The following is a 20,555-nucleotide window of genomic DNA, read 5'->3' on the forward strand; positions in this document are numbered from 1 at the left end:
CTTTTTAAGAAAGTAGAGAGCAAAAAAAAATCCAACGTAAACGCTGGATTTTTTTATTCTTAATATCTTATAATTTAAGCTTCGGTATTCACTACCAATCTAAAGCCTTCCCCATGAATATTTAGTATTTCTACTTTAGGGTCTAGTTTTAAATATTTACGCAACTTCGCGATATATACATCCATACTTCTAGAAGTAAAGTAATTATCGTCTCTCCAAATTTTGGTTAACGCTAATTCTCTTGGCATTAAATCATTTTCATGTAAAGCTAACATGCGTAAAAGCTCATTTTCTTTTGGAGAAAGTTTTACTTGATCTCCTCCATTATAGGTTAAAAAACGAAGTTTAGAATTTAAATCAAAACCTCCAATTTTAAACTCAAATTGTTTGCTATCTGTAACAGTGTCTGAACCTTTACGTTGAATTATTGCTTTAATTTTCATTAAAAGCACTTCACTATCAAAAGGTTTATTTAAATAATCGTCTGCACCAACTTTATATCCTTTAAGCACATCTTCTTTCATTGCTTTTGCAGTTAAAAAAATGATTGGCACTTCTTTATTTTTCTCTCGTATTTCTTTTGCTAGCGTAAAACCATCTTTATAAGGCATCATTACATCTAAGATACATAAATCGAAGTCGTCTTTTTTAAATTTTTCAAAGCCTTCCATACCATTTTTGGCATGTGTAACTTCGTAATCATTCATCATTAAATAATCTTTTAAAACAATTCCGAAATTTGGATCGTCTTCTACTAGTAATATCCTCTTTTGTTGTTCATTCATAGCTTTATGATATTAGCGGAAGTCTTATGGTAAAAGTACTTCCTTTGTCTTTTTCACTTTCTACAGATACATGACCTTCATGATCTTCAATCATTCTTTTTACATACGCAAGACCTAATCCATGACCTTTTACATTATGTATATTTCCGGTGTGTTCTCTATAAAATTTTTCAAAAACACGTTTTTGAGCTACTTTGCTCATACCACTTCCGTGGTCTTTAATTTTCAATAAAATATTTTCTCCTACATTTTCTGTAGAAACTTCAATTTCTGGTGCTTCTGGAGAATACTTAATTGCATTATCCAAAATATTTACGATTACATTAGTAAAATGTGTGTCGTTTGCTAAAACCGAAGTCTTATTTGCTGCTAAATTTGTTTTCAAGAAACCTTTCTTGTCTTCAATAATTAACGCGACATGTGTAATTGCATCTTCTATTAGGTCGTGCAAGTCTACATTTTCCTTACTAATGTTTAATTCATTTTTTTCAAGTTTAGATATTCTTAGCACATTTTCTACTTGTGCATGCATGCGTTTGTTCTCTTCTTTTATCATTCCAAGATAACGTAGCACTTTTTCTTTATCGTCTATAATTTTCGGATTTCGTATCGCGTCTAAAGCCAAGTTTATAGTCGCAATTGGTGTTTTAAACTCATGCGTCATATTATTTATAAAATCTGTTTTAATCTCCGAAATTTTACGTTGCTTAAAAAGTTGTAATAATGCACTTGCGTAAGCTATAATAATTACCGAAGTGAATATTACAGACAATAGCATCATGGTAATTACCGAAGACCAAATAAATTTATTATGCTCCGGAAAATTAACGAGTAATCTATAATTATTTTCGTTTAATTCATTTTCAAAAATTGGTACACTAAAAGTCGATGCGTTTTGTAATTCAAAAGATTCACTATGCACTTTTGTTGCAAGATCATTATCATAAATAGCATATTGAAAATCGATATTAATATTATCTTCACTAAGCTGTTTTTTCAATAATCTATTCAGTTGTTTTTTTAATACTCTTTGATGAATAGGCACTCTACTCATCATCACTCTAGAAGCTTTTTCAAAATTTATTTTTTCGGCTTCGGTAAGTCTTCCAGAATTTGAAATACTCAATACTGGATTTCTATTTAAATCAATATCTGCTCCGTTAGCATTAGAATAAATTTTGGTTTCTGAGTTGCTTATTATTTTTTGAATATTAATACTATCTCTATCTAAACCTATGTCAAAGAACGCGGAAGACAATGCGTAATTCTCTTCAAAAATTCCACTTTTATACACTATCGTTTCGTTAGTGTTTTGATTTTGCTGTACTATAAATAAGTTTCTAATTGCTACCGTATCTGCTTGCTTTTTTTGTTCTGCAAGCTTTTGATACAAAGTGTAATACTTATCTATTTCATTCTTTTCTATCGTAGCAGTAGTATAACTCAATGCTTTTTTTACATTAAATGTAAACTGCTCCTTTTTATTATCTATTGAGTTTTTTATATAATACGCCTGTACAGAAATAATTCCGATAAGCGATAAGCTCATTAAGATAATTAGTAAGATGAATAGTTTTTTGCTCATCTGGTCAAAATTAACATTTTAACATTTAGGTGTTATCGCTTTTAACCTTACATTAACAGAAATGTTAAAATTATAGAGTTATAATAGATTTAAGTAGTTGATTATGGGTTTTTTGAACCTGAATAACAGTGTTTTCTAAAATATCATTCTGAATAACGAATTGAGACAATGCTATTTTGTCTTCGTCTTGCCATTGATTTTTCATAATAGCTTCAATTTTAGACACGGTAGTTTCATCTCTTTTTAACAAACGTGCTATTCGCGTTTCTATTGTAGCAGTAACTGTTATGATGTAATCGCATTGCTTGTAGCTTCCGTTTTCAAATAGAATAGCAACCTCTTTAATTACGTATGGTGCATCTTGTTTTTTTAACCATCTTTTAAAATGACTAGCCACTTTTGGGTGCACAATGGCATTCATTTTTTGCAGTAGAGATTGGTCATTAAAAATAATTTTCGCTAAATAAGGTCGGTTGAGCTCATCGTTTTTATAGGCATCTTCGCCAAAAAGCGCTATTAACTTTCGTCTAATCACTTTAGACCTATTCATGAGTTTCTTGGCTTCATCATCTGCAATATAGATAGGTACGCCTAGTTTTTTAAATTCTTTTGCTACTGTGGTTTTACCACTACCAATTCCTCCTGTAAGTCCAACTATTTTCATATACGATATTATTTATAGATGTTTATTCTGCAATAATAAATTCTATATAATCTTGCTTGATTTTAGAATGCTTAACAGATTCTGGTATTTTATCGAGCTCTGGTATTAAATAAGATTGCCCTTTTACTAATTTACTGTAGTCGCAAATTACTCTAAAATCTTTAGCTTCTATAGTATTAAAATTAGCCAAGCTTGTATAATACGATACATTTACTTTTTTTGGGAAGTGCTTCAATTTAACATCTATTGGCACATTAATTATCTGTACCGTAATTGGCAATGTTCCTTCTGTATATTTTTCAACTTTAGCTTTAAAACCAACCTTATTGACAGAAAACTTTAAATCTTTGTCTAAGCCTTGAAATTTTAAATTTGTGATTTTTGAAATGTCTTGTTTTACATTCGTTAAAACAACAGTATCTGTTTCAATTTTATCTATTTTATCTAATAAGGCTTTTGCGCCAATAATTTTAACAGAATCTGGTTGTAAAACAATAGTATTGGTAAGATTATATCCAGGACTATAACTTATTTTAGACAGTAATTTAATAGGAACTGTTTTAACTGCATTTACATCATAAGTAAACCATAAACTGTCTGGAACGATATTAACCAACTCTATCTTTTTACTAAACTGTTTATGTAATGCTGCAAAGGCTTTGTTTTTGCTCCAGATATACGCAGAATCTGTTTTATCAATATGCTTCGAAAAATCAATACTAACTTTAGGTTTCGAAAAATGGTATTGTAACAAATCAAAACCAAACGTTTTTAGAGTAATTTCTAGTACTTGACTACTATCATTAATAATGACTTCTTCTTCTGGAATATTAATTTTATCAATAGTAAAAACAAAGGTATTTGTATAACTCTTAGATAATTTTGTAAGTAATAAAATTCCAAAAGCTAAAGCTAAAAACAATAAAAAGATATTGATTTTCTTAGTCTTTATAAAGGATAGTATTTCTGATTTAATTTTTTTCACCATTATTTCTTGAAAAATAATTCAGGGAATTGTTCTTCTGGTTTTTTGTTTAACAAACCAACAAGTATCGTCGATTTTATAAAACCGTAACCATAACCAAAAAACTGAATACAAATTGCTAGCATAGCCTGTATTGCTATTATAATATTTTTTGTTTTTAATATAGCTAAAACAAATGCCAAACCAAAGTATAAAACATAAACAAATAGTAATGCTTTAAAATGGTAAAAACTTAAAATTACGGCAAGAATGAAACCTAAACTAAAAAGGCTAGGAAACCAGTATGTTATCTTTTTTGTTTGTGGATGCCAAGTATTAAGGATTGGTCTTACCATGCCAAATTTAAATACTTGCTTATAAAATTTAGACCAAGAAATTCTTCTTTTATGGTACACATAAGCTTCTGGAATTAATTTGGTTGTATAACCAAGTTTCCATAAACGTATAGACAAATCTGGATCTTCTCCCGGATGGATGGATCCAAATCCTTTAGTTTTTAAAAAGGCTTCTTTAGAAATCCCCATATTAAAACTTCTAGGTTGAAATTTATCTACACTATTTTTATTTCCTCTAATTCCACCTGTGGTAATAAACGAAGTCATTGCAAAATTAATTGCTTTTTGCAGGTTTGAAAAAGAAGCATCTGCAGCATCTGGACCACCAAAACAGGCTACATATTCCTTTTCTAAACTAGAAACAACAGCATTTAAATAGTTTGCTGGTAAAATACAATCACTATCTAGAATTATAAAATAGTTTCCTGTGGCTTTTTGCATACCGAAATTTCTAGAATCCCCAGGACCTGAATTGGACTTAAAGTAATATGCAATATCTAATTGGTCTTCATATTTACTTACCACCTCTTTAGAAGGTATTGTAGAACCGTCTTCAACAATAACTACTTGATACTTAACATTGGTTTTTAATAATGTGAAGCTATGCAAAAGCTCCTCAATTTCTTGAGGTCTATTGTACACAGGAATAATAAAAGAAAGCTCTAATTGCATAGCAACAAAGGTAAGCAAACCAACAAATATTCATCACTCAAAAAATAGTATCTTTAAATTTTAAATTTAGTTGCTATGCATTCAAAAAATATTTTTATTCACATTCCTAAAACTGGAGGCACGACCATAAATTGTGTGATGAATAAAACCCAATGGCAAACAAAGCCGGATTTTAATTATCGTCATATTTTATATGAAACAAAACGATCAAATTCTAATGACATTTTTAATCCCGTAAACTATAACAAATATGACAACTATAATATTTTTATGTTGTTGCGAAACCCTATTGACAGATTAATCTCTGAATATTATTTTATTAAAGACCGTTCTGAATTTATATCTTTAATTAAACCTATCCCCAAAAACCTGAATGCATATATTAAAAGCAAACCAACTCAAAATTACATGATAGGTTTTTTACTAGGAAAACGTATGTATGACGAAGAATTAGTAACTGAAGATGATTTAGAATTGGTTATTAACACTATAAACAACTTAGATATTCATGTTGGTATTTTTGAAGCGTACGCAAAATCCTTATCTTATTTTAGCTCCATTACCGGGATTAAATTACCTAAGCATATAGATGTAAAACGTATTACACTTAATAGGCCAAAACTGGAAAACATTTCGGAAGAAACCAAAGAATTAATCAAAAAAAATAATGCCTTAGATTTTAAACTCTATGCATATTGTTTAAAGAGATTTGAAGAGAACACAAAAGATTTTAACGCAAAAGCAATTCAATTTAAAGGAGATAAATACAACTATATTTTAAAATATACGGAACGATTTAATTTATTAGAAATTGGACTAAAGGATAAAAATTTTATACATACCCATCAACAGTTTTTTAACGATTTAAATCTTTATTTACATAAACATCTTAAAATAAAAGATGGTAAAACCTATGTAAACCTATGGAACGACTATTTTATTGCTTCCATAAATACATCTTATAGTAATACTCCATTAGCAAAAAAATTAAATACATTAGATAAAAAAGCGGAACCCTTAAAAAAGACGGAACAAATTTGCAATGCATTGAATCATGTTTTTAAAGGAAACTCTTCTAATTTATATAAACAACAGCTCGTCTTTAAAAAAGATAGTGTTATAATAAAAACACCCGCAAACAACGGTTTTATTTCTAAATTAAAATCGAAGTTATTTAGTTAAAAAAAGAATTAATGATGTCACTTAAATAAAAAAATCCCGTTGCATAGCAACGGGATTTTTAATATTTAATAATTTACTACTGGTTATTAATTCTTCATAATTCTTACCGTTTCTGTAGCACTTTCTATGGTTACTTTAACAAAGTAAGCTCCAGATTGTAAAGCAGACATATTAACTTCTGTATTAACCGCATTAGGAGCAGTACGTAGTACTTCTTGACCTAACATATTATAAACAGATACGTTTTCAATATCTTTTTGCGCTTTTAAAGCTAAGGTATTATTCACTGGGTTTGGGTAGTAAGAAAAACTATTACGTGTTACTTCTTCAATACCTAAAGTTTGTAATGTAGGTACTAAACACCATTGTAATAAAGTACCATCATCTCCACCAGCATCATCCACAACGGTTAATGTCCAATCGCCGTCAAAAGTTTCCGTAATAAAATCAGATAATAATGTCCCGGATGCATTTGTAACGGTGAAAACACCAATTGTTGGTTCAGAACCACAATCAATAGCCACACCTTCGTCATCAAACTCAATATCCATATTTTCATTAGAAGTACATTGATCAAACATAAGATCTACAACAGTACCTGTTGGACTTGTTAAGCTAATATCTAAATCACCTAAATAAGTATGATCAATAGCAATAATAACGTTTAAATCTAAAATTTCTTGAGTAGATGTTCCAGTGACAGTAATGATATCATTAACTGGAGAACCTGTTGTAATAAAACTTCCTGGCGTACTAGAATAAGCACCGCAAGAAGTTTCAGAAGGACCACAAATTCCACTCATAGCTTCTAAATCAAAATTACATGCAGCATCCGAATGAACAAGAGATATTGTAACCGAATCTCCTGATAAATATGGCCCAAAAGTATAAATCCCTGTAGTTGTTATGGTTTGAGGTGTTGTACCATCTGTAATACTAGTAGCATCACCAATAAGAGTAACATCTACATCAATAGAGAATTGATTATTAGCACAATCTTTAACAACCATTCCTCCATCTGTTGAAGCAAGCGTACATGTAGGACATGCTGCCGTAATTGTTCCTGTAAGAATATCATTTGATGGATCACCTGTTCCAACTTCTATTCCTAGAGGATTTAAAATCCGATAAGACATATCACTAGAATAAGTACCGTCCATAGAATGCATAACTGTTACGTCGTCTCCATCATTTACAGCAAAAGTTAATGTCCCTTGAGATCCAGAATTCAATGTAGCTTCATCTAAAACTACAACTCCATTTACTAGAACGTCTACAGTTCCACCAGTCCAGCCGTCTCCCCAGGAATCGTTCATTTCTAAAGTGTAATCACATTGTGCATTAGCTTGAAAAGAAAATGCAAATGCGATAAATGCAATACATAATAAAGTAATTTTTTTCATATTAAATTGGTTTTTGTTAGTGAATCATTAGTTATTTACGTAAAACTACTGATAATAATTGAACGTTTTAAGAAAAACACTAATTAATCGATAAAAATTAAAAAAATATGATTAACTACAAATTAACAAACAAAACAAAAGCCACCTAAAAGGTGGCTTTTTAATATAAAAATAAGGTTTAAATTAATTCTTAATAATCCTTACTGTTTCTGTAGCATTACCTATTGTTACTTTAACAAAGTAAGCTCCAGCTTGTAAAGCAGACATATTAACTTCTGTATTAACCACATTAGGAGCAGTACGAAGTACTTCTTGACCTAACATATTATAAACAGATACGTTTTCAATATCTTTTTGTGCTTTTAAAGCTAAGGTATTATTCACCGGGTTTGGATAGTATGCAAATGTTAAACCGTTATTGTAATCTTCAATAGATAATAATGTTGGGTCTGCAGCATGCGCAGCAATTTCAAAAGCACCATCATCAGCGCTAGTAGAAGCTGCTGCTGCATACGCTTGAACTCTAACATAAAGTATATCTCCAGGTGTTTGACCTGTTAATTCTACCTGAGAAAAAAGACCATTTCCATCATCATCACAACCTAATTCTGTTCCAGCCATAGCTCCACAAGTACCAGACCAAACAGACATTAATGTATCTGTTAAAGCAGAACCTGGAGAAGCTTGAAGTGTTATCGTAATATCTCCAGCAGCAGGTACCTCAACAGTGTACCAAGTATCTCTACCACTACCAAATGCAAATTCAACAGTACAAGATATATCTGTATCTGCTAATTCACCAGAAGCAGTATTGTCTATTGTTGTTCCTGTACTCCAAACTTCTGCTCCTGTAGTAGAAGGTATAATGTTTTCTGCTCCACTACAATCATCGTTAGCTGGAGGTGGTCCTGATGTTGTAAATGTAAAAGGTCCATTATAGATACTAACATCTGTATCATCCATACCACAATCTGCACGAACGTAAAAATCATAAGTGGTAGAAGCCATTAAATTTGTTACCGAGTAAGGATTCGATACATCATTAAGTGTTGGTGTTCCTGTTGGTGTAAATCCTGTTACTCCATATTCAACATCCCAAGCTGTAGCAGAACCATTTTCTGTCCACCCTATATCTACTGTAGTTTCTGTAAGGTTATCAATTGTAAAATCTGTTACAAAATTACATGCAATATCTTCAAAACAAACCGTTGAAGTTCCTGTAGTAGCTGCATCTTTCCAAAGTGCAATTAAATAAGATGTATTTGGAGCAAATCCAGTTAAACTAAAATCTGGCACTAATGTAGCATTACAATACAATTCCGTTCCACAATCTGTAAAGACAACCATTCCAGTAACATCTCCTGTTGAATAAATTCTAACAGCACCAGAATCGGATGTAGTAATTTCAAACCATGCACCATTACTTCCTGCAGCAGCACAACTAATTGCACTTAAATCTCCATTAGCAACTGCATAATCAATTGTATTAGGTGTTGCTGTAGCACAATTTGCTTCTAGAGTAGCAGTAATTGGAAGAGAACAAGTATCACCAGTCCAAGTTGCAGGTCCTGTCCAAGCACTTAAATCTCCACTGCCACAATCTGCTTGTACATAAATATCATAATCACCAACTACTATACCAGAAAGACTTAACGTTTCAGCAGTTACAGTACCAGGAGTACCTGTACCAATAGCAAACCCAGTAGGTCCATATTCATAATTCCAAGATCCTTCACTGTTCCCTGCAGTCCAAGAAATATCTGCATCTGTAGCAGAAGTTGGAATAGCTGTTAATGCAGTTGGTTGTGGGCACGATGGAGCAGCATCATTAACAAACTCATCAATATGTAAATAGAATCTATCTGTATCTGTAGCTCTAATTGCAACGTAAACAGACGTACCATCATAGGATGATAAATCATAAGAATACTGCAGGTAGTTAGGCACGTTAGTAACAGCTGTTTCACTTCCTAAAACGACAGTAAAATCAGCTGGAGCTAATCCAGTTGTTGATAATCTAACTTCAAATGTTTCTGTCCAATTATTTGAGATTGCAGCCCAAAAAGATACTCTATCTGAAGTACCAGCCGTTACAGTAAATTGTGGAGTAATTAAATAATCATCATGCGCATTAGAATCCCAAGAAATTCTAGCATGTCCAGCTCCTGCATAATTATCAGCTGTATTATGTATCCAACCATCTCCTCCGTCTACATCTGTTACTGTCCAAGTTGCAGGAATTTCAGTATCGAAACTCTCTGAAAATTGCGCATTAGCATGCCAAGTAAAGGCAAGCATTGCAAATAATAAAAAAGTAATTTTTTTCATATTAAATTGTTTTTGTTAATTAATTATTAGCGTAAACACTAAAATTATTGATAATAATTGAATGGTTACCTCTAAAAGTTGACTAATCGATAAAAGTAATATAATAACGATTAATTGCATGAAAAAAGCCACCTAAAAGGTGGCTTTTTATTACTATATAAAGATCTAAAAATTAGTTCTTGATCACTCTTACTGTTTCTGTAGCATTACCTATTGTTACTTTAACAAAGTAAGCTCCAGTTTGAAGATTAGACATATTAACTTCTGTATTCATAGCATTAGGAGCAGTACGAAGTACTTCTTGACCTAACATGTTGTATACAGCTATGTTATTTATATCTTTTTGAGCTTTTAAAACTAAGTTTTCATTTACTGGGTTTGGATAGTAAGTGAATGCTAAATCGTTATCAAAGCTTTGCGTAGATAATGTAGAACAAGTCACTGTAGCTTCCCATCCTTCTCTTGTTGCACTAGAATCTGAAGTAAACACAAAGGTTAAAGTTCCTGATGCATGTGTGGATGTTATAGACATACCTTGTAAATCTCCTGTTCCTTGGTTTGTAGTATCATCTCTATCCCAACACCAAATTGTTCCACCTCCTGGAGGATCAATAGTAGCAGCTGTTGCATCTGGTCCATTATAAACTGTTAAGCCGTCCCAACAACCTGTTGCTCCATTATTTTCTGAGCTAAAAGCAGTAAAAGTAACCGTAACAGCATCACCTGTAACGTCTGGCGCAATTACATATGTAACATCTTCATTACTTGAATAATCACTACCGGCTCCTCCTGAATCTAAGAAAACACCACTAGTACAACTTGGTATTACAGCAACGTAAGGTGTTGCAAATGTATATGGTCCTGACCATGCACTAGTGTCTCCACCACCGCAATCTGCTTGCACATAAAACGCATAAGAATTATCTCCTACTAAACCAGTAGCAGTATACGGATTTGTAACCCCTGAAGCTGTTGCATTTCCTGTAACAGTTCCTCCTCCAGCAACATCAACTAATTCTATATTCCACATTGTTGCAGTTCCTGCTTCCGTCCAACTTAAGTCAGCAGAAGTTTCTGTAATTGCAGTTGCAGAACCACCAGTCGGTACAGGACATGTTGGAGGGCTACCAACACAAATATCGAAAGTAGTCGTTTGACCAGCTGTAGCTGTCCAAGTATACACCTGCACTAAATATGTATTTCCTATAGTTAAACCAGTTAAAGTACTTGTGTTTCCATCATTACAAATTAAAGACGTACTTAAAGCCCCACAACCTGGAGTAGCATCATAAATAACATGATACATATCGGTATTACTACCCGCAACGTTTATTAAAGATACTCTATGCACTGTAGATGTTGCTACAAAACTGTACCATACATCATCATCTTCCGTTCCATTACAAACATCAACACCAGAGTTTGTAGCTCCTGCAACTGTTCCTGAGGTTACAACACCACATGCGTAATCTGCATTAACAGTTAAAGCTGTTGCAGCACCACATTCATCATTACCTGGAGGACAAGTATCTTGAACTAAACCATTAAATGATGAAGAACAAACTGCGTCTTGATCATTAGCAACCGTTATAACTACAACTGTTCCGTTTGTATAAGGCCCAAAAGTTAACATTCCTGCCGCGTTTAAAGTTTGCGGAGCACTTGCTTGGTCATCTGAAACTGTCATTGACGTCGCTGAACCTAAATCTGTAACATCTACTTCAATCTTAAATCCTCCAGAAACTGCACAATCATCAACAACTGTTGCTGTTACTGTTGCAGGAGCACAAGATAGACACTCTACATTAAAATCTATTGAAGTTTGCTGTGCACTACCACAAGAGTTTGATGAATCTCCTGCTATTCTTACAAATAGTGAAGTACCTGTAGAATTAAATGTTAATCCTGTTAAATCTCCAGCAGTACCATAACCGTTATATAATTCTGGTGCCGTAGCATCTACTCCGTCATATACAATAAATTCATCATACGAACTTTCAACTGTTCCAGAATTAACTGTAATTTTTAATCCACTAGTACCATCTGAACTTGCAAACAACCAGTCTAAATTACTATTGTTGTCATAACAACCAGTAGCATTTGTAGGTGTTCCACAAAGCACTTGTGTTGGACAATCATCATAACTAAAATCGCCAAGAGAGAAATCACAAGCAGCATCTGTATGCTCCAGCGTTAAAGTTACTGTAACTCCAGTTGCGTAAGGTCCTGCAGTAACAATTCCTGAAACAACAGGAAAAGTTCCACCTAAACCATCTGTAACATTAGCACCATCTCCTACTGTTGCCACGTCTACATCTACACTAAATTGTGCATTAGAACAATCTGGCATCACCGTAGCACTATTTACTACTGCTGTAGTACACGTTGGAGCTGCATCATTAACAAACTCATCAATATGCAAATAGAACTGATTAGTATCTGTAGCTCTAATTGCGACATAAACAGCCATACCATCATAGGATGATAAATCATATGTATATTGTACATAATTTGGCACGTTACTAGTTGCCGTTTCACTACCCAAAACGGTAGTAAAATCAGCTGGAGCAAAACCTGTAGTGGATAATCTAACTTCAAATGTTTCTGTATAACTAATTGAGATTGCGGCCCAAAAAGACACTCTATCCGAAGCACCAGCAGTAACTGTGAATTGCGGTGTAATTAAATAATCGTCATGAGCATTAGAATCATAAGTAATACGAGCATGACCAGCACCTAAGTAATTGTCAGTGGTACTATGCACCCAAGTATCTCCACCGTCTACATCCGTTACTGTCCAAGTTCCTGGCATTCCAGTATCAAAACTCTCTGTGAATTGCGCATTAGCTTGCCAAGCAAAGGCAAACATCGCAAAAAGTAATAAGGTAATTTTTTTCATATTAAATTGGTTTTTGTTGATTAATTATTAGCATAAGCACTAAAACTATTGATAATAATTGAAATCTTTTACCAAAACTTTAACTAATCGATAATACTCCAATTTTCACGGTGAAATACACTCCCAGATGTTAAAACATAAAAAAAGGCTTTGTTTTCACAAAGCCTTTTTTTTAATTATTTTAATACTAGAAATCCATCTATTTCTCCTGAGCTTCTACAAAAGCTTCCATAACTTCATTACTAACACCTACATTATTGAATCCTCCATCATGAAATAAGTTTTGTAACGTAACCATTTTAGTTAAATCACTAAACATAGCAACAGTATAGTTTGCACAATCTAAAGCGGTAGCATTACCTAAAGGAGCCATTTTATCTGCATACGCAATAAAACCATCAAATCCTTTTACTCCAGAACCTGCAGTAGTTGGTGTTGGTGATTGTGATATTGTATTTACTCTAACCGTTTTATCTTTCCCCATGAAATATCCAAAACTACGAGCAACACTTTCTAGATATGCTTTATTATCTGCCATATCATTATAATCTGGAAAAACACGTTGTGCAGCCATATACGTAAGTGCTACAATACTTCCCCAAGGGTTCATTGCATCTTTCTTATACAAGGTTTGCATTACTTTATGAAAAGACATTGCAGAAATATCGGTTCCTTTTTGAGTCCAATCGTAATTTTGATTCGTGTATGCATTTCCTTTTCTAACGTTTATAGACATACCAATAGAATGTAAAACGAAGTCTATTTTTCCGCCAAGGATTTCCATAGATTTTTCTACAAGATTTTCTAAGTCTTCAATAGAAGTAGCATCAGCAGGAATTACTTGAGATCCTGTTTTTTCTGCTAAAGCATTAATAGTTCCCATTCTTAAAGCAACAGGAGCATTAGTTAATACAAAGGTTCCTCCTTCTTCATGAACGCGTTCTGCTGTTTTCCAAGCGATTGAGTTTTCGTCTAGTGCGCCAAATATGATTCCTTTTTTTCCTTTTAATAAATTGTACATATGTAATATGTTATTTGGTATTATTAGTTTTATAAATTGTTATTCAAAGGTAGCTAAATTAATATTTATGGGCTACTTATTCATTTGGTATTAGTTATGCATACATAGTATGTTCTTTAATTTAGTAACTGCTTTGCATGTGCCATTGCAGAGCTAGAAACTTCTATTCCTCCTAGCATTTGTGCTATTTCTACAATACGATCGTCATGATTTAGTTTCACTAAATTAGTAGTAGTTACTTCATCTACATCTTCTTTATATACTTTAAAATGCGTGTGTCCTTTTGCTGCAATTTGTGGTAAATGCGTAATAGCAAATACTTGCATGGTTTTACTCATGTCTTGCATAATGTCTGCCATTTTATTTGCGATTTCACCAGATACTCCGGTATCAATCTCATCGAACATAATAGTTGGCAGCTGAATATAATTAGATAATATAGATTTAATAGCTAGCATAATTCTCGCTAACTCTCCTCCTGATGCTGCTTTTTTAAGTTCGTTGAATTGTCCTCCTTTATTTGCTGAAAACAAAAAGGATAATTGATCTTTTCCGTTATACATATATTCTTTTACCAATGCTACTTCTATTTTGAATTGTGCATTTGGCATTCCTAAATCGTTTAAAATACGTTCTAGTTCTTTGGTAAGCTTCGGAATTGTTTTTTTTCTGTTTTGATGTATCTTTTCAGCAACAGCATCTAATTTAATCGATTTTTCCTGAATTTCTTTTTGCTTCAGAAGAATGCTTTCCTCTAAATTCTGGGATGCCGAAACCTTTTCAACTAAACCATTTTTAATTTCAATTAGCTCCGAAACATTTTCCGCTACATGCTTTTGCATCAAATTATGAAGCGTTTGTAACTTTGCATTAACCACGTCCAACCTTTTAGGATCTGCATCCAGGTTTTCTTGAAGCGATTCTATTTCGGCAAAGGTATCGTCTAAGTCTATGAGACTACTATTAACTCTTGTATATAAACCTTCGTAACTATTGGAATAATTAACGAGTTTATGTAATGTATTTTTTAGTTGGGTTAGCATACTAAGAATACCTAACTCCTCCTCTTGTAATAATTGATGGGAATGTGTGAGTTTTTCTTGAATTTCTTCAATATTATTCAAGGTTTCATACTCTTCTTCTAAAGTTTCAAATTCGCCATCTACTAAATTAGCTTCGGTTAATTCTTTTAATAAAAAGGTATTATAATCTTGTTCTTTTAATGCTTCTGCTTGCAGATTAAAAAGGACTTTTAGTTCTTTTTGAAGTTGCTTAAAACCATCTAATTGGCTTTGATATTTTTCTAAACTGGCTTTATTGTTTGCTAAAGCATCAATTATTTGAAATTGAAAATCATCATCTACCAACTGCATGGTTTGGTTTTGCGAGTGTACATCAATTAGATGTTTCCCTAGCAATTGTAATGCGCTTAAATTAACAGGAGTGTCGTTTACAAAAGCTCTAGATTTCCCTGAAGGAAGAATTTCTCTTCTAATGATGGTTTGCGACTCAAAATCTAAATCTTCGGTTTTAAAGAGACTTTCTAGTTGGTAGTTTTCAATATTAAAAACGGCTTCTATAACACATTTTTGATCTTTATTTTTTAGGCTACTTAAATCTGCTCGTTTTCCTAAGATTAAAGACAAACCTCCTAATAGAATAGATTTTCCTGCTCCTGTTTCACCAGTAATTATAGTAAACCCTTGATTAAAATTAACCAAAAGTTCATCTATTAAAGCATAGTTTTTTATGGATAGTGAGCTTAGCATTTTTTATAGTATCAGTAAACAGTGATCAGTATACAGTGTCAGTTTTAAATAAATAAATATCTATTTAGAACTTAATGTTTCGCCATTTACTAGAATGCATTGGCGCAACTTTATTTAATATTCCTATTAACTTACTTATATCTACATTTGGTCCGCCAGAAAAAATTTGTTCTATTTCATCTGCTTTAGCATCAAAGAATGTACGGGATAAGTAAGAGTTTGGTCTTTGTCTATGTACGCCATCCATTTGAGTAATTGCATTTGCAATTTGAGATTTAGCTTCCTTATCGTTTTCGCTCATAAGGTCTAATCCGTCTCTATGGTATTTGTATAAAACCTCTCTAAAATCTTTGTAGGTTGGTGACAAAATATTATCAATTAAAATAAATCTACTCTGTAGACCATCTTCTAATTTCCATCCTTTAAAGCTTTCTTGTTGTGAGAAACTCACAATATTTTGCGCTTGTTTAAAATACTCTTCTCCGCCTCTTAATTTAAAAGTATCTGCATCTAAACCTAATATCATTTGGACGTGAAATGCAATTACAGAAACTAAATTAGATTCGAATTGATTCGGGTTATAAATAAGGTTTTGAAATTCTAAATATCTAAAAGAGAAATCTTTATCGTTAATATTATAAACAGGAGTTGTATACGTAGATCCATAAACGGGTCTTGCAGATTGTACTTGTATGGATGCGCTAAATAAATCGTTACTTTGTCCTGTAACATTAATAACCATGCTACATTCTATAAGTTCTTGTGGTCCAAATTTTTTCTTAGTCCACTCGGTTTTATTTACAAATTCGTTAAGTTGCTTTTCTAGTGTTTTAAATATTTGCAAGTTTTCATTACCTGTAAGTTGTGCATTTACTACTACATTACAGTTTAGTTCTTGCGAAAACCCTGCAAAACTAATACACATTATAAGACCTAATAGTATGTTACGCATGTATTTGTTTTATAATTTGGTTAAAAATATCAATAGCTACTTCTGCTTTAGATTTTAGAGCATATTCTGTAATATTCTCATTTACATCTATAAGCGTTACTTTATTGGTTTCTTTTTTAAAACCAGCACCTTTATCGTTTAACGAATTTAACACAATTAAGTTTAAATTCTTCTTTTTTAGTTTTCCTTTTGCATTTTCAATTTCATTATTAGTCTCTAAAGCAAAGCCTACAAGAAATTGTTTTTCTTTTATTTCTCCTAAAGATGCTAAAATGTCTTTTGTCTTTTCTAGCTCTAAGGTTAACGTAGTATCTTTCTTTTTTATTTTCTGCGTAGCTACATTTTTCGGTTTATAATCTGCAACTGCTGCAGAAAGTATGGCAATATCCACCGTTTTAAAATATTGATGTGCAGCGTCATACATTTCTTGAGCACTAATTACAGGAACTACTTGTATGGAACTATGCGTTACTTTTTGATGCGTTGGTCCAGTAATTAAGATAACCTCAGCACCTAAATTCGCTGCTGCTTTTGCTAACTCAAATCCCATTTTACCAGAGGAATGATTCCCTATAAATCGAACAGGATCTATAGCTTCGTAAGTTGGTCCTGCAGTAAGCAGTACTTTTTTATTACGAAGTGGCAGTTTATTTAAAATATCCTTTTCTAAAAAGGAAACAATATCTTCTGGTTCTGCCATTCTGCCTTCACCAACTAAACCACTAGCGAGTTCTCCACTTGCAGCAGGAATAATTATGTTATGAAAAGATTCTAGTTTTTTAAAGGATGCTAATGTAGAGGCATGCTTATACATATCTAAATCCATTGCAGGAGCAAAATAAACTGGACATTTTGCCGAAAGATATGTCGCTAAAAGTAAATTATCACAAACACCATTTGCCATTTTAGACATGGTATTTGCTGTAGCTGGGGCTACAATAAAGTAATCTGCCCAAAGCCCAAGTTCTACGTGATTATTCCAAACCCCATTATCTTCTTCTTCATTTGTAAAAGAAAAATGTACTGGGTTTTTAGAAAGTGTAGCTAAGGTTAAAGGCGTAATAAAGTCTTTACTAGCTGGAGTCATAACAACTTTTACGTCTGCTCCAGCTTTAATAAATAACCTTACTAGTGATGCTGTTTTGTAAGCAGCAATACCAGCAGTTATTCCTAATAGTATGTTTTTGCCGCTTAGTATAGACATCTTCTTTTTTTACTGGTTGTCTTCTTCTGTATTTCTATGGTAAATTTTATTATCTAACCATTCTTTAACTGCTAAAGCGTGTGGCTTAGGTAATCTTTCATAGAATTTAGACACTTCAATTTGTTCTTTGTTTTCAAAGATTTCTTCTAAACTATCGTTGTAAGTTGCAAATTCTTCTAATTTTTCAATTAGCTCTTTCTTAATTTCAGAATTTATTTGCTCTGCTCTTTTTGAGATTATTGAAATAGACTCATAGATGTTTCCTGTAGCAGCATCAACTTCATTTCTATTGTACGTTGTTGTACTTGTAGGTGCATCAATCTTCTTTAAATCCATAGTATATTAACTTTTAGTACTGTATTTTTTTAATTCTTCTTCTAAATTTTCTAACATATTCTTTGTGTCATCAATATACTCTGAATTTGTATATTTATTAACAAAAGAAAGGTAATATGTTTTTGCTTTTACTAGTCTATCTTCTTTCTTTCTTTCCACACTATTAATCGCTAGATTATAAGCTGAATCCAATCTGTAAAACAATGCTGTTTCACGAAGTTTAGATCCTGGAAATTCAAATATAAAATTATCGAAAGCTTTTATTGCTGCATTATAATCTCTAGTGTATTCTACCGTTTTATAATATTGATAAGCTATATCGAAAGATTTTTGTTCTAGTTTACCATCTAACTCATGTACTAGTTTATTTGCTTCTTCAAGAAATGGAGATTCTGGATAAGCATTTATAAATAACTGAAACTTTTCAATTGCGTCTTTAGTTGCGTGTTGCTCTTTGGTATAAAGCGGGGACAACATATAACTACTTTTAGCAGAAAGAAATTCTGCTTCTTCCGCTTTTTCACTTTTAGGATATGCTGCAGCAAAACGATCAAATTGATAACCTGCTAAATAATATTCTTTTGATTTGAAGTAAGAATCGGCATGTAAAAAGGATAACTTTTCGGCTTGAGGCTTCCCTCTGTATTGTGGCATAATCTGCTCAAACAACCTACTAGCTTTCATGTATTTTTCTTTATTATACATGTCTTCACCTACTTTAAATTTCACAGCAATATCTTCGCTATTTATAGCTTTTTGATATGGACTACAAGAACTTAATACCAAGCCTACTAATACTATGTAAATTAATCTATTCATTTGTTAATTTTACTGTTTTTTAACTATCTAATGCAATTCTATTATAGAATCAAGTGTACTAATGTTTCCTGTATTAGTTATACTTATTTCTTAAATTTAAAACAGAATGCAAAATTAGTCTTTTAATATGGATTTTAAAAATATTTTATTCTGCTAAAATAATTGATGAAATCAAGTAATTTAAAGGTTTAAGTAATATTTAACTTTTATGCAAACACTTTCAGCGCTTCTACTATTTTTTCTTTTAATGAATTTGTAGCTTCTACCAGTGGTAATCTCACATTAGCATTACACATATTCAATGCTTGAAAAACAGCTTTAATTCCTGCTGGATTATTTTCAGCAAAAATAAGCCCCGTCATTTCCATTAGCTTAAAATGTAGCGCATAAGCTTCTTTAGCTTTACCTTCTAAACCTAAATTAATCATGGTTGTAAAGTCTTTAGGTAGCGCTTGCCCAAGTACAGAGATTACTCCTGCTCCACCTGCTAACACTATTCCCAATGCTAAATCATCATCGCCAGAAATCACTAAAAAATCTTCCGGTTTATTTTTAAGCAACTGCAAATATTGGTGCACATTATTTCCGGCCTCCTTAACAGCTATAATATTTTCAAAGTCATTTGCCAAACGCAAAGTAGTTTCTGGCGTCATATCTTTAGCCGTTCTACCTGGAACATTATATAAGATTACGGGAACCGGAGATGCTTCAGCTACTGCTTTAAAATGTTGATATAATCCTTCTTGTGTTGGCTTACTATAATATGGAGATACCGATAAAATAGCATCGATATTAGAGAAGTCTGTATTTTTAATTTCTTCCACAACTTGCGCAGTGTTATTTCCTCCAATTCCTAAAACCAATGGTAATCTTTGCTTATTAGCTTTTATTATCGTTTTAGTAATTGCTGCTTTTTCTGCTGCTGTAATAGTTACACTTTCTCCTGTTGTACCACTTATGACAAGATAATCTGTTCCGTTTTCTATATTATACGCTACAATATCTTCCAAAGATTTGTGATCCACACTTAAATCTTCATTAAAAGGGGTAATTAAAGCAACTCCTGTACCTACAAATTTATTATTCATTACTTATTTTATTAAATGTATTAAGGTATTTTATTAACTCGTTTTTAAATAAATCAAACTGTTTTAAATTGGTTTTAATAATAAAATCATTCAATCTGTTATCCGACTGTAGCACTCCAATTTTGAATTTAGATTTAGATGCTGCTGTTAAAACTTTAAGCGCTAACACATCTTGTTCATAATAGCTAATTAAAGCATCAAATGGTGTATCTAAAAACTCTTGGAGTTCTTTGTTTTTTATTTTTCCGTTCCAACTAAAATCTTTTGGATTATAACAAACATCCCAAGCGCTTATGTCTTCTTTTTTATTAGAAGTAAACGCTATAATTTTAAGCTTATTTTGTTTGACATGCATTACTTCTGCAAGCTTCCTAAAAGACTCAAAATCATCCGTTTCATCTATATTTATTATTACACCTAGACTGGCTATTTTATCTTCATTTAAAAAAAACTGTCTAGAATTTAATAATTTACTAAGATGTTTTTTAGTAGAATTTTGTTTAAAACCCTTTAAAATCATTTATATTT

The 20,555-nt window shown here is 32.2% G+C and carries 17 protein-coding genes; 1 reads left to right on the top strand and 16 read right to left on the bottom strand.

Going from position 1 to position 20,555, the window contains the following annotated elements:
• Positions 1-74: 74 nt before the first annotated feature.
• From AMD28_RS07445 to AMD28_RS07465, 5 genes are all read right to left on the bottom strand, one after another.
• The gene (locus AMD28_RS07445; protein WP_055443522.1) at positions 75-785 is read right to left on the bottom strand and encodes a response regulator transcription factor; all 711 of its coding nucleotides are present in this window, start codon (positions 783-785) and stop codon (positions 75-77) included.
• Positions 786-789: 4 nt separating this feature from the next.
• Positions 790-2,370, bottom strand: a complete 1,581-nt coding sequence (locus AMD28_RS07450; RefSeq protein WP_055443523.1) for a sensor histidine kinase — start codon at positions 2,368-2,370, stop codon at positions 790-792.
• Between the two features lie 70 nt (positions 2,371-2,440).
• Positions 2,441-3,034, bottom strand: a complete 594-nt coding sequence (gene coaE, locus AMD28_RS07455; RefSeq protein WP_055443524.1) for a dephospho-CoA kinase — start codon at positions 3,032-3,034, stop codon at positions 2,441-2,443.
• Positions 3,035-3,056: 22 nt separating this feature from the next.
• Positions 3,057-4,022 (bottom strand): CdaR family protein, encoded by a 966-nt coding sequence (locus AMD28_RS07460; RefSeq protein WP_055443525.1) that lies wholly within the window; start codon positions 4,020-4,022, stop codon positions 3,057-3,059.
• A complete protein-coding gene (locus AMD28_RS07465; RefSeq protein WP_055443584.1) occupies positions 4,022-5,026 on the bottom strand; it encodes a glycosyltransferase family 2 protein in 1,005 nt (334 codons plus the stop codon). Before AMD28_RS07465 ends, AMD28_RS07460 begins: the two co-directional genes overlap by 1 nt.
• A 75-nt stretch (positions 5,027-5,101) precedes the next feature.
• On the opposite strand from AMD28_RS07465, the gene AMD28_RS07470 reads away from it, so the two are divergent.
• Positions 5,102-6,208 carry a sulfotransferase family 2 domain-containing protein gene (locus AMD28_RS07470; RefSeq protein WP_055443526.1) on the top strand — a complete coding sequence of 369 codons (1,107 nt, stop codon included), beginning with the start codon at positions 5,102-5,104 and terminating at the stop codon, positions 6,206-6,208.
• Between the two features lie 86 nt (positions 6,209-6,294).
• Here AMD28_RS07470 and AMD28_RS07475 read toward each other — a convergent pair whose 3' ends face one another.
• The 11 genes from AMD28_RS07475 to AMD28_RS07525 form a co-directional block, all read right to left on the bottom strand.
• Positions 6,295-7,611, bottom strand: coding sequence for a T9SS type A sorting domain-containing protein (locus AMD28_RS07475; RefSeq protein ID WP_055443527.1), 1,317 nt, complete (start codon positions 7,609-7,611; stop codon positions 6,295-6,297).
• A 183-nt stretch (positions 7,612-7,794) separates the two neighbouring features.
• Entirely contained in the window at positions 7,795-9,939 is a 2,145-nt protein-coding gene (locus AMD28_RS07480) for a T9SS-dependent choice-of-anchor J family protein (protein ID WP_055443528.1), read from the bottom strand.
• Positions 9,940-10,111: 172 nt separating this feature from the next.
• Positions 10,112-12,838 carry a T9SS-dependent choice-of-anchor J family protein gene (locus AMD28_RS07485; protein WP_055443529.1) on the bottom strand — a complete coding sequence of 909 codons (2,727 nt, stop codon included), beginning with the start codon at positions 12,836-12,838 and terminating at the stop codon, positions 10,112-10,114.
• A gap of 199 nt (positions 12,839-13,037) precedes the next feature.
• Positions 13,038-13,859 (bottom strand): enoyl-ACP reductase FabI, encoded by an 822-nt coding sequence (locus AMD28_RS07490; protein ID WP_055443530.1) that lies wholly within the window; start codon positions 13,857-13,859, stop codon positions 13,038-13,040.
• Positions 13,860-13,975: 116 nt separating this feature from the next.
• Positions 13,976-15,628 (bottom strand): DNA repair protein RecN, encoded by a 1,653-nt coding sequence (recN, locus tag AMD28_RS07495; protein WP_055443531.1) that lies wholly within the window; start codon positions 15,626-15,628, stop codon positions 13,976-13,978.
• Between the two features lie 64 nt (positions 15,629-15,692).
• Complete coding sequence (porD, locus tag AMD28_RS07500; RefSeq protein ID WP_055443532.1) at positions 15,693-16,580, bottom strand: type IX secretion system protein PorD; 888 nt, start codon at positions 16,578-16,580, stop codon at positions 15,693-15,695.
• Complete coding sequence (gene coaBC, locus AMD28_RS07505; RefSeq protein WP_055443533.1) at positions 16,573-17,784, bottom strand: bifunctional phosphopantothenoylcysteine decarboxylase/phosphopantothenate--cysteine ligase CoaBC; 1,212 nt, start codon at positions 17,782-17,784, stop codon at positions 16,573-16,575. Before coaBC ends, porD begins: the two co-directional genes overlap by 8 nt.
• Before the next feature lie 9 nt (positions 17,785-17,793).
• Positions 17,794-18,120, bottom strand: a complete 327-nt coding sequence (locus AMD28_RS07510; RefSeq protein WP_055443534.1) for a DNA-directed RNA polymerase subunit omega — start codon at positions 18,118-18,120, stop codon at positions 17,794-17,796.
• Between the two features lie 6 nt (positions 18,121-18,126).
• Entirely contained in the window at positions 18,127-18,939 is an 813-nt protein-coding gene (locus AMD28_RS07515) for an outer membrane protein assembly factor BamD (RefSeq protein WP_055443535.1), read from the bottom strand.
• Positions 18,940-19,145: 206 nt separating this feature from the next.
• Positions 19,146-20,027 carry a 4-hydroxy-tetrahydrodipicolinate synthase gene (dapA, locus tag AMD28_RS07520; protein ID WP_055443536.1) on the bottom strand — a complete coding sequence of 294 codons (882 nt, stop codon included), beginning with the start codon at positions 20,025-20,027 and terminating at the stop codon, positions 19,146-19,148.
• Positions 20,020-20,547 carry a DUF6913 domain-containing protein gene (locus tag AMD28_RS07525; RefSeq protein WP_055443537.1) on the bottom strand — a complete coding sequence of 176 codons (528 nt, stop codon included), beginning with the start codon at positions 20,545-20,547 and terminating at the stop codon, positions 20,020-20,022. Before AMD28_RS07525 ends, dapA begins: the two co-directional genes overlap by 8 nt.
• Between the last annotated feature and the right edge of the window lie 8 nt (positions 20,548-20,555).

Origin of the sequence: Lacinutrix himadriensis, assembly GCF_001418105.1 — a bacterium.
In the GTDB taxonomy this organism is placed as follows: domain Bacteria; phylum Bacteroidota; class Bacteroidia; order Flavobacteriales; family Flavobacteriaceae; genus Oceanihabitans; species Oceanihabitans himadriense.

Coding starts and splice junctions, on each gene's coding strand:
- AMD28_RS07465 (WP_055443584.1), bottom strand. CDS start 5,026: ATGCAATTAGAGCTTTCTTTTATTATTCCTGTGTACAATAGACCTCAA.
- AMD28_RS07485 (WP_055443529.1), bottom strand. CDS start 12,838: ATGAAAAAAATTACCTTATTACTTTTTGCGATGTTTGCCTTTGCTTGG.
- dapA (WP_055443536.1), bottom strand. CDS start 20,027: ATGAATAATAAATTTGTAGGTACAGGAGTTGCTTTAATTACCCCTTTT.
- AMD28_RS07525 (WP_055443537.1), bottom strand. CDS start 20,547: ATGATTTTAAAGGGTTTTAAACAAAATTCTACTAAAAAACATCTTAGT.
- AMD28_RS07510 (WP_055443534.1), bottom strand. CDS start 18,120: ATGGATTTAAAGAAGATTGATGCACCTACAAGTACAACAACGTACAAT.
- AMD28_RS07515 (WP_055443535.1), bottom strand. CDS start 18,939: ATGAATAGATTAATTTACATAGTATTAGTAGGCTTGGTATTAAGTTCT.
- AMD28_RS07475 (WP_055443527.1), bottom strand. CDS start 7,611: ATGAAAAAAATTACTTTATTATGTATTGCATTTATCGCATTTGCATTT.
- coaE (WP_055443524.1), bottom strand. CDS start 3,034: ATGAAAATAGTTGGACTTACAGGAGGAATTGGTAGTGGTAAAACCACA.
- AMD28_RS07450 (WP_055443523.1), bottom strand. CDS start 2,370: ATGAGCAAAAAACTATTCATCTTACTAATTATCTTAATGAGCTTATCG.
- AMD28_RS07490 (WP_055443530.1), bottom strand. CDS start 13,859: ATGTACAATTTATTAAAAGGAAAAAAAGGAATCATATTTGGCGCACTA.
- AMD28_RS07480 (WP_055443528.1), bottom strand. CDS start 9,939: ATGAAAAAAATTACTTTTTTATTATTTGCAATGCTTGCCTTTACTTGG.
- coaBC (WP_055443533.1), bottom strand. CDS start 17,784: ATGTCTATACTAAGCGGCAAAAACATACTATTAGGAATAACTGCTGGT.
- porD (WP_055443532.1), bottom strand. CDS start 16,580: ATGCGTAACATACTATTAGGTCTTATAATGTGTATTAGTTTTGCAGGG.
- AMD28_RS07460 (WP_055443525.1), bottom strand. CDS start 4,022: ATGGTGAAAAAAATTAAATCAGAAATACTATCCTTTATAAAGACTAAG.
- recN (WP_055443531.1), bottom strand. CDS start 15,628: ATGCTAAGCTCACTATCCATAAAAAACTATGCTTTAATAGATGAACTT.
- AMD28_RS07470 (WP_055443526.1), top strand. CDS start 5,102: ATGCATTCAAAAAATATTTTTATTCACATTCCTAAAACTGGAGGCACG.
- AMD28_RS07445 (WP_055443522.1), bottom strand. CDS start 785: ATGAATGAACAACAAAAGAGGATATTACTAGTAGAAGACGATCCAAAT.